The 14,179-nt window shown below is 39.5% G+C and carries 11 protein-coding genes; all 11 read right to left on the bottom strand.

From position 1 onward, the window contains the following. Window positions 1-386: 386 nt before the first annotated feature. Window positions 387-1,370: a hypothetical protein gene (locus tag AC106S_RS04300; protein ID WP_482437900.1), complete on the bottom strand. Its 984-nt coding sequence runs from the start codon at window positions 1,368-1,370 to the stop codon at window positions 387-389. Further along, window positions 1,363-2,952 (bottom strand): hypothetical protein, encoded by a 1,590-nt coding sequence (locus tag AC106S_RS04295; protein WP_482437899.1) that lies wholly within the window; start codon window positions 2,950-2,952, stop codon window positions 1,363-1,365. Before AC106S_RS04295 ends, AC106S_RS04300 begins: the two co-directional genes overlap by 8 nt. A gap of 128 nt (window positions 2,953-3,080) precedes the next feature. Further along, window positions 3,081-3,950, bottom strand: coding sequence for a hypothetical protein (locus tag AC106S_RS04290; protein ID WP_482437898.1), 870 nt, complete (start codon window positions 3,948-3,950; stop codon window positions 3,081-3,083). Between the two features lie 41 nt (window positions 3,951-3,991). Then, window positions 3,992-4,474 carry a hypothetical protein gene (locus tag AC106S_RS04285; RefSeq protein WP_482437897.1) on the bottom strand — a complete coding sequence of 161 codons (483 nt, stop codon included), beginning with the start codon at window positions 4,472-4,474 and terminating at the stop codon, window positions 3,992-3,994. Continuing rightward, window positions 4,471-6,135: a hypothetical protein gene (locus tag AC106S_RS04280; RefSeq protein ID WP_482437896.1), complete on the bottom strand. Its 1,665-nt coding sequence runs from the start codon at window positions 6,133-6,135 to the stop codon at window positions 4,471-4,473. The genes AC106S_RS04285 and AC106S_RS04280 overlap by 4 nt, the downstream gene beginning before the upstream one ends. A 20-nt stretch (window positions 6,136-6,155) precedes the next feature. Then, complete coding sequence (locus AC106S_RS04275; RefSeq protein ID WP_482437895.1) at window positions 6,156-6,731, bottom strand: hypothetical protein; 576 nt, start codon at window positions 6,729-6,731, stop codon at window positions 6,156-6,158. Between the two features lie 69 nt (window positions 6,732-6,800). Further along, window positions 6,801-7,094 carry a hypothetical protein gene (locus tag AC106S_RS04270; protein ID WP_482437894.1) on the bottom strand — a complete coding sequence of 98 codons (294 nt, stop codon included), beginning with the start codon at window positions 7,092-7,094 and terminating at the stop codon, window positions 6,801-6,803. Window positions 7,095-7,272: 178 nt separating this feature from the next. Next, on the bottom strand, window positions 7,273-8,925 hold the full coding sequence (locus tag AC106S_RS04265) for a DUF6402 family protein (RefSeq protein WP_482437893.1): 1,653 nt from the start codon (window positions 8,923-8,925) through the stop codon (window positions 7,273-7,275). A 78-nt stretch (window positions 8,926-9,003) separates the two neighbouring features. After that, window positions 9,004-10,887, bottom strand: a complete 1,884-nt coding sequence (locus tag AC106S_RS04260; protein ID WP_482437892.1) for a type VI secretion system Vgr family protein — start codon at window positions 10,885-10,887, stop codon at window positions 9,004-9,006. A 413-nt stretch (window positions 10,888-11,300) separates the two neighbouring features. Next, window positions 11,301-12,626, bottom strand: coding sequence for a T9SS type A sorting domain-containing protein (locus AC106S_RS04255; protein WP_482437891.1), 1,326 nt, complete (start codon window positions 12,624-12,626; stop codon window positions 11,301-11,303). A gap of 79 nt (window positions 12,627-12,705) precedes the next feature. After that, on the bottom strand, window positions 12,706-14,001 hold the full coding sequence (locus AC106S_RS04250; RefSeq protein ID WP_482437890.1) for a T9SS type A sorting domain-containing protein: 1,296 nt from the start codon (window positions 13,999-14,001) through the stop codon (window positions 12,706-12,708). Window positions 14,002-14,179: the final 178 nt, after the last annotated feature.

Genomic DNA, 14,179 nt, shown 5'->3' with positions numbered 1-14,179 from the left:
GTTGTTTCAAATATAATTAAATATTGCTATTAAAAAATAACTCTTTTAAATTGGAGGGGGGTTCATACTCCGGAAATTAAACCGTTTGTGTGTAATAGCCTGGTATGGAGTGGGTTGTGTTCAGGTGATTCAAAATGGTATGCTGAATTTTAGAATGCTTTCCTATCTGTTTCCCAAATAAAATTGGATGCTGTTTTATAAATGCCACGGATGCACGAATAAAAAGGATTCGTGCATCCGTGGCGATAAAAAATAGATATGTTCTCGAGGATTATGCAGATTACGCAGATTTTCCACAAACATCTACGCATCTGTGGGAAATAATATATCCGTATATCTTATTGTTGATAGATTTTTACGTTTTCCGGTATATCAGCCTGCTTCCGTTACTGAAAATTCCGTTTTTCCAGCATCCCGTCTTTATATATTTCAGTGTAGATCAGCTTTCCTTTTTTTCTGGTACTGATGATGGGTTTTCCGGTTTCTTCATTATAATTCTGCAGGAGTTTATAGCATTTCCATTCTCCAGCAGGTAAACCATTTTTATACTCTGCTTCCAGGTAAGTATAGGGATCTGTATATTCCGGAGATAACTGTGAATCTACAAATCTGTTAGGCTTGAATTCTACCCATTTTCCTTCTCTGCTGTGATTTTTTACCACGCCCTGTTCTTCATCATTTTTATAAAGACCATCGTGATCATAGTATCTGGCAAACTTTCCAGAGGGAAGAATCTGGTATTTCTGTAAAGGTTTTAAGGTAAAAGGACTTTCAGAAAATTCATAATCCTGGAGGGAAATGATATGGTTTTTATCAATATTAAACAGGGTATGGCCGGCAAATCCCATTTCTCCTTCATGATGAAGGTATATTCTCTTCATATCAAGAGGTTTATTGTCCTTTGTTGAAATCAGGTATATTTTTTCAATAAACGGTTCTGCGTAACGAACGGTATTATAAACTGCCATAAAATATAGCGAATACTGCCCATTACAAATGAAACCGGAGGCTATCTTAATGGGGTCATATTTTTCGTTGACCTCTTTGCTGAATGGCAGCAAAACATCGTAATCTTCGGGAAGGATGATAAGATCTTTTTTGATGGGTGTTTCAAATTTTAAGGCACTGAGTTCTTTCAGCTTATTTTCATCCTGTAAGACAGGCAGAACAGCATCGGCGGTCATTCGTTTTGAAATATCCGTATATCCGAAAGGCAGCGTTATACAATCCGTTGTATTGGTGTTGAACGGAATAGATCTTCTACCAGGCAACTGTGGCTCTGTGTTTGTTGCTTTGTTTTCCGTCTGAGCCGTAGTGCAGCTGAAGAAAAGGAAAAACAGAACCGTAAAAGCGATATTAATTTTAGGCATATATATCTGATATAGGAGTGAAACCGTGAACATGCAGGTGATTATTATGTCGTGGAGTAGCGGTATGTGTGGTATGAGGCAGCCGTGTGGTGACATTGTCTTCAGCACTGGCATTTGAGGTGTTGGAAAAATTTTCTGACCGGCCTGATTCAAACCCAAATTCATACAGAAGATTCCGAAGTGTTACCTGGCTGTCATAATCAAAATTCTCTGCGGTAAGGACGGTATTGAAACCATCCTGCTGAGTCGTTAATAAATTCAGATCTCCTGCTTCTCCGTTCACATGCTCTGCACTTGGATAGCAGGAGGCATCGGAATAAGAAAAGCCCTGAGATACGATATAGTGCTCGTTTCCCGCCTGCCTGAACTGCGCCAATGCTCCTAAGAAACCGGAAAATAAATCCGGCTGGATACTTCTTCTTCTGGTATGCTGGAATCCGTACCGGATGATAACACCATTCCGGTTATAGTTGAAAGCTTCAAAAATCTGCGGCCCAACCCCTGCGTCGCCTATGATATCCATATCTACAAGGTCTACTTCTCCCGGTTGATTGGCATACCATTTATCGGTAGCCCCATCTCCAAGAGTTCCGTTGGAGTACACCAGCAGCTGATGGGCATCTATACTTTCCCCGGCAGCTCTGTTCGCTGTGAAATCTATGGTCTGTAAAAGATCTCCTCTCTGGGCCGGCGGTGGAATGGTATTTACCCTTCTTTTTCTGGTTACCCTTGTTTTGGTTCTGGAACAGATCCTGTGCTCATTATCGTGCTGGTCGTAATAAAAATAAACAATATCGGTAGAATGATTGCTCACCACTTTCTGGATTCTCCTTCTTCTTTCCGGATTCGTTGTGATCAATGCTAAAGTATTGTACGTATTATCACCATGATGAATGTTGTATATCGTTTTATTCACCACTCTGAATCTTGCTGTATCATCATTTAAGAAAATGCCTGCCCCGTTTACTTCTTCCTGACCATCCTTATAGGCACAGGGATTATTGTCTGTTCTTTCCACCGCTACTTCCAGATTAATACTACCATCTGTGAGTCTTGCGGTCCATTCATCAAGAGTAGCTCTGGAATCTGGTCTGAGCTGCAGCTTAATAATGGCTTTGTTGATATGATCGCTTCGTAAATTAGTGTAATCACGGGTTCCGGCTCTGTTGTTCAGGGCATCGAAATTTCCGACCTGTACGGTAAACAGCCTTTGTGCCTCATACCGGTTGGGGGATATAAAGCGCATTAACTGTAATGGGTCTGTATTTCCGGTCAGGGTATCTGCGGAAGGTCTTATCACCACATCTATACTCAGGTCTGTCATATTGCTGGTTTCCAGGATGAGATACACAGTTTTTCCCAATATGGCATCGTAGGGAATCGCCTGGTTCAGATGATCCTGCTGTACGTGGGCAGAATCAATTTTTGTGAAACTTACTCTGGTTCCATTGTCTGTGGTTACTTTTTTGGCAAAATATACATCGGTGATACGCTGTAATGAATCATCGGGAGTATCGGGAGCCAATGGTCCATTCAAGGTTTGGGTCTGCCCGGAATCTGTTATTGTAATACGTGTCGCCATTTTAAAATTTTTCTTTTTTTAATACGGGTGATTATCCAAATAATGAACATACACATGCCGGAATGGCATAATCCTTCGCCGGATTTTTCATCTGGCGGGTTCTGCATTTCTTCAGTTTATCCGGATTTTTATAATTCCTCATAGCTTATTTCTTTGATATGACAGATGATCTTTTTCTGATAATTTTCCCCCAGCGAAAATTCTATGGTCAGCTTATGTTCCAAAACTTCTCTGGTGGTAAAATCCAGTAACATCTGCCCTTTATATTTGTCCAGTTTCGGAACATCTGTTTCACGGTTACAGTCTATTTCCTTTCTTTTCATTTCTCCGTAGAACATTTCCCTGTTTTTATCTGAAGGAATACTGCCGGTATACTGTAACAGCAATAATTCATCATCACAGCGCATGGCATCCAATTCCACCGTTTCGTCTATATCTATTATGGTATTGGTCATAAAATTAGAATAGCGCGTACTGTATTTTATCTGGTGCTCTTTCTCATACGTTCCATAAAATTTATGGAGGATCATTCCGAAATGGCTGTTTTTTAAAAAGTCTCTACTGACTAAGTTTTCCTTTTGGTAGAAATCTTTTAAAAACCGGTAAAAATCTTCAGCTTTTTTACCGACATAGGACCGGGAGAGCTTTTCCACCGTTTTTTCCACTTTAGCCTGAAGGCCAGGCAGACCCTGTATATTTTTTAAACGTCCGTATCCGTCTGTTATCAGCACTACTTCATTATTGATGTCTGCAATTCCGGCTAAGAAATCTTTTTCAGACAGTGAGAGTTCCTTATCCCGGTGAACCCTGTCAAAAATTTCTATATGGTATTCAAATTTTCCTTCTTCCAAAAGCTTCAGTGTAACATGAAAAATCTTATTGAGTTCGCTTCTGTGAGTTTTTCCGTTGGTGGTGGTATATTCATTACAGGAATAACGGTAAAATTTTTTTCCTTCGGTAAGGTTTAATTTAATATCTATGGGAAACACTGGCTCCATAATTTTCACTCATTTTACAGGCTGTGGCTGCAGCTTTTATTTTACTTAAAAACTACTTTGCCTGCGGAAGAGACCCACTGGTTTTTTTTGTTCCAGGATCCGTCGCAGTCCTGCTGCAGCTGTTTAACTATTTTTGCTTTTTTCAGATCAATAATTGCACACGTATAATTTTCGTGCAGGGTACTGTCTTTATCGCTTTCATACACATAATCTTTGATGATAGCATCCACTACCACGTAATTGGCATTAGGGGACAGGGAGGTAAAGAGTTCGCTTCCGGTACCTTTATATTGATTTCCCTTATCTACTTTTATTTTTTTCTTTTTATTGATAATATAGAGGTTGTACCATAGCTTCATATCTTTGTTGTATGATGCATAATACAGGGATACATTATTATTTAAAGCAAGCAGGGTATCTTTCTTTACCGTTTTTCTGTGCCCATCATGATTCCGGGGGGAAGCCATATTTCCACACGTAATTAAAATCACTGAAATCATCAGCAGGCTTGTTATTTTTTTCATGATAAGTTTGAATTGTTTTTCATTTTTTCATACCGTTTATCCATATCGGTGCCTCTTCTTTTATTACCGTAATCATCAAGAATTTCCTGTTCATAGGTACTGTGCATATTTCCCCATTCTCCGGGGTTTCTCGATATTTTTGCAAGTTTTTCGCCTTCTTTCCTGGTTTTGTTTTCTTTATCCGTATTGGCATCTTTTTTAGCAAAAAACCTGTTTAATGCAGCGCCGAAATCATCTTTTACAAACCCAGGCCTGTTGATGTGATGATCCAGTGCGGTGGCTTTTCCTAATTTTGATTTTAAATACTCCGACAGTTGATAGGAATATCCGGCAGGCACTAAAGGCATAACCACTTCTTTTAATCTTTTGATAAAATCCAGCACCTGTTTTTCCTGAAATGTTTTATCAATAACGGCATTCACGATCGGCTGCAGAGGTTTGGATTCTACCGCTTTTCCAAATAAAGATTCTTTACAGTTTTCCCTGATTTTAGCGGACAGCGTGTTGCCTGTAATTTTTTCCGCTTTGGAATCTGCCGGATCTTTATAATACAAAATCCCTGAATCAACCGTCCATCCGCAGGATACAAACAGTTCTTCATATTTTTCAGGGTACTGGGCTTTAAATTCTTCAACCTGAGTGGTAAATTCACCTTTTCCGGTATGATCCACTGTTTTCTGCATCGCTCCGGCGGTTAATATCATCTTTTCACCGGAAAGATCCCAGTCATAGGACTGAACGGAATCCAGCTTGCCTTCATTCTCAGACATTCCCACGAGAATAGCTTTTTCTTCGGTGGTAATTTTACTGTCTTCAATTAAAGTATCCCAGTCGGCATAGTTCTCCAGTTTCTTCGTACCCCAGTAGGCGGGTCCGTATTCACCGCTGTACCGGGTACAGGTAATGGTATATTTCTTTCCGCAGTCACAGTATCTGATCTCGAATCTTTCGCTGTCTTTATTCAGGAATTCATGGGTGTCATCCGGAAATTTTACTTCATCTTCTGTTTCTTTTACTTCGGCTTTAAAATATAAAAAGGCATTTAAATCATCTCTTTTGTTAAGTTTTTCGATCAGTTTATTTACATCTTCATCACTTTTGGGACGAAGCGTTATTTCTTTGGAATAAACCAGTGTTCCGTTGATGCTGAATTCAATCTTGCTTTTCTCTTCCTCTCCATCTAAAAATTTCACCGGATTATCGTAGACATTTTCAGCGTTTTCCAGTTTATTTTCGTGGATTTCAACCGAGAGTTTTCCGCTTGCCCCTTCACAGTTGGCGACTACCCATACTTTCTTTTTAATGGTGGTGCTGTTGATCCTCTCAAAATCAAAATCCGGAGTGCCGTCCGCTTTTTTTGCCTGTACTTCTTCTTCCCACGTAACTTTCACCGAGTCGTTTGCTTTTAATCTTACAGAATCCTCCTGATCTGCCTGGATGTTCCTCCTTCCTTTTTTTTCATACTTCTTTTTTACATCAGATACTAAGCCTCCTTTTTTTACAGGATAAGTTTCTTCTTTGGTTTCCCAAGTCATTTTAGGAACCTGCTTCGCAAAATATATTTTCACCACATTCACTTCATGATCTACCTGGTGCGGCACATCATAAACCTTCTGATTGGGGTTTGCAGCATAATCATCTTTTTGTTGTTCGTCACTCATAATCTTTTATTTTGAGCTGATTAATAAAAATCACCTGATTTATTATACTTTGTTTCCAAGTCTTTTATCACTTTCAATTTTAATTCTGAAGGCAGATCATTCAGTCTCATATTCAGATGATCATTGATCCTGCATTTTCCATCTTCACCACAATAGTATTTGATATGATACAGATACTTTTTACGGTTATACAGTATAATTAATGAGACTTTTGTATCATTATCCCAGTTTCCGCAGTACGTAAAAGGGATGAAGACAGCCTGACTTTTATTTACGGTATAACTGGATATATTCTCTGCTTTTAAATTAATTAAACCCGATTGTGCATCCGGATAATGATAAACTATACTATCGCTGTAATTTTTATTTTTAATAACAGCGCTGATGATTGTTACTGCGCCGTCAAATCTCTCTTTTTCAGCATTACACGGATTAATTATCTTCACGGTCAGTTTACTGAATTCTTTTCCGTCTTTAAAGCTTCTATTGACAATTAATGAATCCTGGTAATACATCTTCAGACTGTCATGAACATACTTTTGCCCACAAACAGAGATCAAGAAAAATAATATGAAGCCAGTAATCAATTTTTTCATTTTTTTATCATAAACAAGGGATTCATTATCTGTATAACTACTTTTTCTATTTTTTTCCTAAATATCCGTTTAAGAATGACCGATAATAAAAGTTTTATAATTTTTAATAATAAAAAATGACATTCCAAAAACTAAAAAGTTAAAAGGGATAGCACTTAAAATAGCCCAACCGCCCCAGATTAACCCATAAAACATATCTGAAAATATTTTTTTAAAAAGATCAGCTCCCTGGGGAAAGTAGCCTGCATTCATATCAAAAATAGACCACAACAAACCGGAAAAAACTAAAGAAAGCACAATCCAGACTACATAAAAAATAAAATAGAACATATTGCTGTGAGCAGTCTTTCTGTTTCCTGTCAACAGCATCGTTATCATAAAAAAAACAGCAAATACCATAATAAATGAATAAGGATGCGCCCAGTGATAGGCAGATCCCAAAGGAGAACCTACGACTTTATCAACCAAATTATTCAAAATAAGGTACAGTACGGATGCAGCGGCAAAAAATATCGTACTGCATAAAACAGTATAGGATAATCTATTCAATTTCATTAGGGGAAGCATAAAATTCATGATATACATTTAAATATTTTACATCGGTATATAAGTTAAAGTCCATTCCTTTCTTATAATCTTTTCTCCATTCTCTATATGATTTATTTTCTATGGTATAATAAGTATCTTTAGTAACTCCATATGGATTTACCGATACCGCATTCTTTTTAGGCGACCAGTCACCCAGATATTCATCTTCTGTGATAAAATCGAAACTGTCCTTTACATAAACTCCAATTTTTGTGATCTTAACCAGATAACTGTTTAAACTCATTCCTAAAGGTGATTTCCAGCTTTTACGGGTAATGGTCCCAAATGCAATGACTCTAAACTGGCAGCTTGCCAGTGTTCCGAATAAATCGTCTAAAGGTTCCATTGAAAAAGGATTTTTGCTGATATTATAGGAAACACTCTGATAATAAAACCTCTCAAATAACGGCATTATTTCCCGGGCTTTTTTTCCTCCTAATTTAGGCTGTTCAATATCATTAAACGTCCGGATGTCATTTCGGGATACTCCGAAATTTACCGTTTCGTTATCTTTTTTAGGAAGCTTTAAACCGACATCAGGATTTCTTACCATTTCTTTAATCCTTTTTTTCAGAAGCTTTACCGCATTTTCAGATTTCCATTTAGTGGTCGTAATTTTGTCATATTCGGTTTTCATTCTGGAATAGGATAGTACCCAGTCCATAGAGAGTAGGTCAACTTTAGGATCAACTAACCAGGGCTTATCATTTTCATTGCCATTAAACCATATTTCCTGCAGCATTTTAGCTTTGGTCCAGTTCAATGCGCCTTCTATTTTGGGAACAAATTCAACGGCGTGAATTTTGAGATGATCAGTTTCCTGTGGCAGTTCATAGGTGCTGTTTTCAAGTTTAATTTCCGCATATAACTGTATTATGCTTTCTCCGCCTTTGGTAAACAGATCTGCTGTTAAAGGGATTTTAATAGAATTTTTTTCATGGCCGATAGTATATTCTTTTTCATATACATTATCATCATTTAATGGCCCTGAATCTAATTCATATACCGTAAATGTTATCTTTTTTCCTATCGCCGCTTTATTCACTTCAAAATAAAAACGTAACTGATCATCACCGTAAGGATGCAGCTTTATTTTTTGATTATTTTTATCGACCCAATACCCTGAAATGATGATGGGTTTATCATCAATACTGGAAGCTATACTTGCCACTTTCGGAATCGGTGAAGCAACAGCCGCATTAAAATCCGGAGTGCAATTGATGTAAGATTCTTTTACCAGAACGGTCTGTTCCTGTATGATGGAGGTTCCCAGGTTCTGCCAGGGGCTTAATTTGATCACGCTCATGCAGGGTGGGGGAGACATATTCTGGGCAGGCCATTTCGGGTGCCCGCAGGTTCCTTTAAACTGAAGATTCACCATATTGTTCCCATCACCTTTTGTGGCAAATAGTTTATCCTGGAGGATGATTTCGTTGGAGGTAACTTTCAGTTCTCCGGGCGCCTGAGCATAAGGGCAGCTCAGTTTGGCTCCATGCATTACCATTTCTCTTTTTTCTGATGGAGAATCTTCGCCGGATTTTTTCTGCCGTTCCGCTCTTTTTTCAGAAAGCTTCCGGTCATGCGCTGAAGTCTTTTGCTCTTCCATGTGTAGATATTTTGGATTTGGATTCAGTTGTTATAGCCGTTAACAATTGAAAATTTACTTTCATCACCCGAAACAGGCTTAGCCTTTACTTACTTTAACGTCTTTTCCTCCCTGGAATACGGCTAATGTGGTTCCTCTCAGTTTTAAATCACCTTTAGAGGTCTGTATATCGGCTTCTCCGGCAATGCTTTTAAATTTATTACCCGTGCTTTCTGTCTGATCTTTTCTTACGGTAACACTTTTGTTTTCTGAGGTCTGGGTATATCTTTTGGTAATGGATTCAGTGTGATCGTTGCCAATATTGATGGTGCTGTCCTGTCCGATCCTGGTGGTCATATTCCTGCCCACTGAAATATGCATGTCTTCTCCGGCTATAAAGGTCATATTCTTCGGTGCAGTTACCTGAATATTGCCCTGACCATCCATAAAATAGGTATTTCCGCTTGGGTCTTTGATGGTTACACTTTTGTCCGCATCATTCATTAAAACCCTGATGCCGCTTCTGGTCTGTATAGATTTCAGATGGTTGTCTACACCTCCGCCCAGGCCAACCTGTCCGTGGAACATTCCGCCCATAGCAAATGGAAAATCGGGATTTTGGTATTCAAATCCCACCATCACCTGATCGCCGATTTCCGGAACGGCTACAAAACCTCTGTTCTGGGTAATGGCATCAGTTCCGCCTGCATCGGGGCTCATCATCCGGATAAAATGGGTGGTGTCATTCAGCTGCCAGTCGAAACGTACCTGTATTCTGCCCTGGTTCAGAGGATCTGCGTTGGAGATCACAGTGGCTACCTGCGGTTCTGCATTGGGCATTTCAAAATCTGGTTTAGGCATAAAACCTGTTCCTTCAGCGATGGCTTCAAAGGTTCCTGTGTAATATCCTCTTGCATCCACTTCGTGTTTCACCTCTGTGATCATCAATGTGGTAAAATGTGAGGTTTCATTGCTGTCTGTCTTTCTCATGGCCAAATCTGCAACACAGCCGATGTACAGGAACGGAACCGTTGTCTGTCCTGTAACGGTAAAAACTTCTACGGCTTTGCTGCCCCTTGCGCTTTTCTGGGAATCATCCACATCAAGGAACATATTGGCATTCACGGGTGCAGGGGTGAGAGAACGGGTGGTGAAAATCGTTTCATTCAGTTCATAGGCTTTGGATGAGAGTTCTCCAGGATGCTGTATACGGTCGTCGGAACCTACCATTTTGGTATGGCTGCTGCTGTTATAGCCGAAGTATTCAGGTTTGGTGTGAACGGCTTTCAGCTCTACAACCACCTCATCTACATTGCTTCCATACATCAGCTGAATCGGTTTTTCTGAAGAGGGGAGCTTGCCGAAATGAAGGATCTCTCCGTCATAATAAAACTGTTCTCCGTAGGCTTCTGCAATCCTTGTGAGATAGTTATAATGGGTTTCGTTGTATTGTGCACTGTATTTGATATAGCTTTTGTTCCGGGTATCTACCCTGAAATCGAATTTATTGGTCCCTAAGGTTTCTTTAATAATCCGGTTGGCAATAATGTTGGTATTCACCTCCTGGCTTCCTCCGAAACTCTGGGTATGCGGGGCTGCGTCCATCAGAATCGTGGGACTCATTCCTTTCAGGATAATATTTCCCAGGCTCATTTTTTCCTGGCTGAATGCTACTTTGGTGATGAGCCCCACAAATGTTCTTTCGGGGCTTTCATCTTCGGCATCTTTATACCTGAAAACAACGGTGATTCTTTTTCCCAGAAACTTCTGTGCCTGTGCAAGGTTGTGGTTCTGCACTTCACCCAAAGAGTCATGAGCCAGTACCAGTTCAAAATCATGGTGCTTTCTTGCGCTCTGTTGTAAGCGAAAATGTTTAAAGTGATTGATAACCTTACCCTCAACCACAATGTCCAGTTTTACCACCCGGTTGATGCCCGGAATGTGGTTTTCTGAAACTTTATCAGAATTTGAGGTGTTTTTCATAATGTTTTTGTGTGTTTTTTGGTATTATGTCACCTAATTTAGAAAAAAAATAAATTATGGAATGTAAATTTATATTAAATCTGAAAAATTGTAGTAGAACTACGATTGCTGTGCTAAAGATCACACGCGGGTAGGGAGGAGGACAATAGCGAAATAGAAATTGCCGGAGATTCCTTCATTAAAACAAAAAATCCTTACTTGTGAAGGTAAGGATATGGAATGGCTGACAAATATTTTTAGTACCCCATTGTCAGCTCAGGTTGTGACCGCTTTACATCTGAAAGAATTCAGCTTTCATAATTCGTGAATTTTAAAAGAGAGAAAATTACAAAATACTTAAAATCAATATTATAAAACTAACTCTTGCGCAACTCTCTGTTCATTAATTTATAAGTTGCGGCCACACAATTCATCTACTTTTTAACGAATTTATAACTTTCCGGATTTCTTCCTTTTACAGAATATTGCAGTATATAGTCTCCTTTTGATAATGATGACACATCTATTTTACCTTCTATAAAACCGAATGATTTTATTTTCTGTCCCACCATATTATAAATTTCTGCTTTTTCTATTCTGTCTGTTCCTTTAAAATATAAAACATCAGCTACGGGATTAGGATAAATTACTATGCTGTTTTTATCTTTCACCGCATCATTTACGGATAAGTAGCTGGTAAGATCCAGATAAAATGCTACGAACTGAAAATTTGCATCCACTCCCATTCCGGCAATTTTCTTTCCATCCCGGGAAATAGCCTGCGGAAGTCCCAGTGTAATTCCATTGGTTGCAATTCCTAATGATGCTACATAATCATTCAGTTTAACACGTCCTCCTGTTGGTGTCCATATAAATCCTTCACCTGCCATTGGAGGTCCACCTAATGGTCTGTAATAACCGATTACCGTTTTGCCATCTGCGGAAATACCGGTTGCTCCTCCTCTGAAGAAAGTAGAAGCATTAGGATGGGTAATATAAGTGAGTCCGGTGGCCGCATTCCAGATATAAGGGGTTGGATTTCCGCCGCCACCGCCTATGATTGTACTTCCATCTGCTGAAACCCCCTGTGCTTCATCTACGTAACTTCCTGTATTATCGGTAATGAAACTTTCTGTTCCATCCACCCATTTTACTCCTCTCCGTATTCCGGTTTCCTCATCCTGCCATCCAACAATTACATTTCCGTCTGCACTCACCCCATTGGCTCTGGAGTCGCGTCCCGGTACTATACTGCCCAGATCTACCATCCCGCTGGATGGGGTCCATTTCACGGCATGTACACTGGCGCTATCAAGAAAGCTTAGTCCTACAATGGTGTTTCCATCCGAAGACATTCCGTAAGGAGTACTTTCACCTCCTCCGGGGCTGGTAGGGGATAGGGCCCCTCTGTTTGTCCAGCTGGAGGTGGCTAAATTATAAGTTGATATCTCAGGAAATCCGGTAGCAGGGTTTGTAAATGCAGATGAGATCATATTTCCGTTACTGGTTACAAGAGTATTTCCGGCAATCATACTTCCCCCTGACAATGCGCCAATCTGAACAAGCCCTCCATCGGCAGTCCATTTAAATATTGTACCGTCTCCACTTATGTGCATGCTTACCACTCCATTATCAGAAACTCCCCCGACATTATAATTGGATCCTGTTGACATTACGGTAAGCTGGGCATCAGCTGTTCCAAATGCCATCATAAATGAAGCCGTCAACATTTGTACGGATATTTTGATGCGATTTTTCATTTTTAGTATTTATTAATTATTAGGTAGTCGATTAAAAAATTTGCTTTCATAATTCGTGAATTTTGAAAGCGGGTTACGCTTACTTTTTTATAAATTTATAACTCTGCTGTCCTTTTCCTTTTACTGAATATTGTAGTATATAATCTCCTTTTAATAAGGATGATACATTAATCCTGTCATTTACAGAACCGAATGATTTTACTTTTTGTCCTGCCATATTGTAAACTTCTGCTTTTTCAATTTTTGAAGTTCCTTTAAAGTATAAAATATCAGTTACCGGGTTTGGATAAACAGTGATGTCATTTTTATCTTTCTCTTTCTCAGCATCATGTACAGATAAATATCGTGAAAGATCCAGATAAAAAGCTACCGGAATATTGGAAGCATTCATTCCCGTTCCTGCAATTTTAGTCCCATCCTGTGAAATAGCTGCAGGAAATCCCAGTGTAATTCCATTGGTTGCAATTCCTAATGATGTTACATAATCGTTCAGATTTATACGTCCGCCGGTTTTGGTCCAGATAAAGCCTTCTCCACCCATTGGCGGGCCATTAAATATTCTGTAATATCCCAAGACTTTAGAGCCGTCAGAGGAAATACATGTAGCTGCCCCTCTGAAAGTAGCGGAACTGTTAGGATGCGTTATAGTGGTTAGTCCGGTAACGGAATCCCAGACGTAAGGCTTCAGGGCATGGGTGCCTATTATTATATTTCCGTCTGCGGAGACTCCAAATGCTTCACCTACATTATTTCCGTTATTATCTGTAATGAAGGTTTGTATTCCGTTCACCCATTTTGCGCCTCGTCTTGCTCCGTTGGCCAGATCCTGCCATCCGACAATAACGCTGCCGTCAGAATTCACACCATTGGCTCTGGAACTACTTCCGTTTACAATACTTCCCAAATCTATGAGCCCGCCGGCCTGAGTCCATTTTACCGCGTGACCAAGTGATGCACTAAAAAGGCCTAATCCTACAACAGTACTTCCATCTGCTGACATTCCCCAGGAGGAACTGTGCCCTCCGCCGCTGCCGGTTGCCGGAAAAGCTCCTCTATTGGTCCAGGTAGACGAAGCCACATCATATGTTGAGATTTCATTAACCCCTGTTGCTGAATTGATATAGGTTGCAGCAACCATAGTCCCGTTACTGGAAATAGTGGGTATACCTGCAACGCTGCTATCTACGCTACCAATCTGTACCAGTCCTTCAGTTTGTGTCCATGTGAATATTTTACCCGCAGTAGTAACCTGCATACTCACCATCCCATTATTGGATACTCCTCCTACATTATAGTTATCTCCTGTTGCTATTACAGTAAGCCGGGCTTCTGCTATATTAAACGCCAGGAAAAAGGAAGCTGCCAAAGTTTTCATTGTCATTTTGTGAGATTTTTTCATAAATTCTATATGTTTAGTGTTCAAATTGTTGAAAAACAATATTAAGACTATATTATTTTCATAAAAAGATATTGGCTTTCATAATTCGTGAATTCCGAAAGAATAAAAAGAGCTACACAGGCGGCAGCTCTTTAAGGGTTTAATTTATTTCACT

It is taken from the genome of Chryseobacterium sp. FR054, assembly GCF_056844565.1.
The sequence above is the reverse complement of the archived record's forward strand: the minus strand, read 5'-3'. Positions and strand labels throughout refer to the sequence as shown.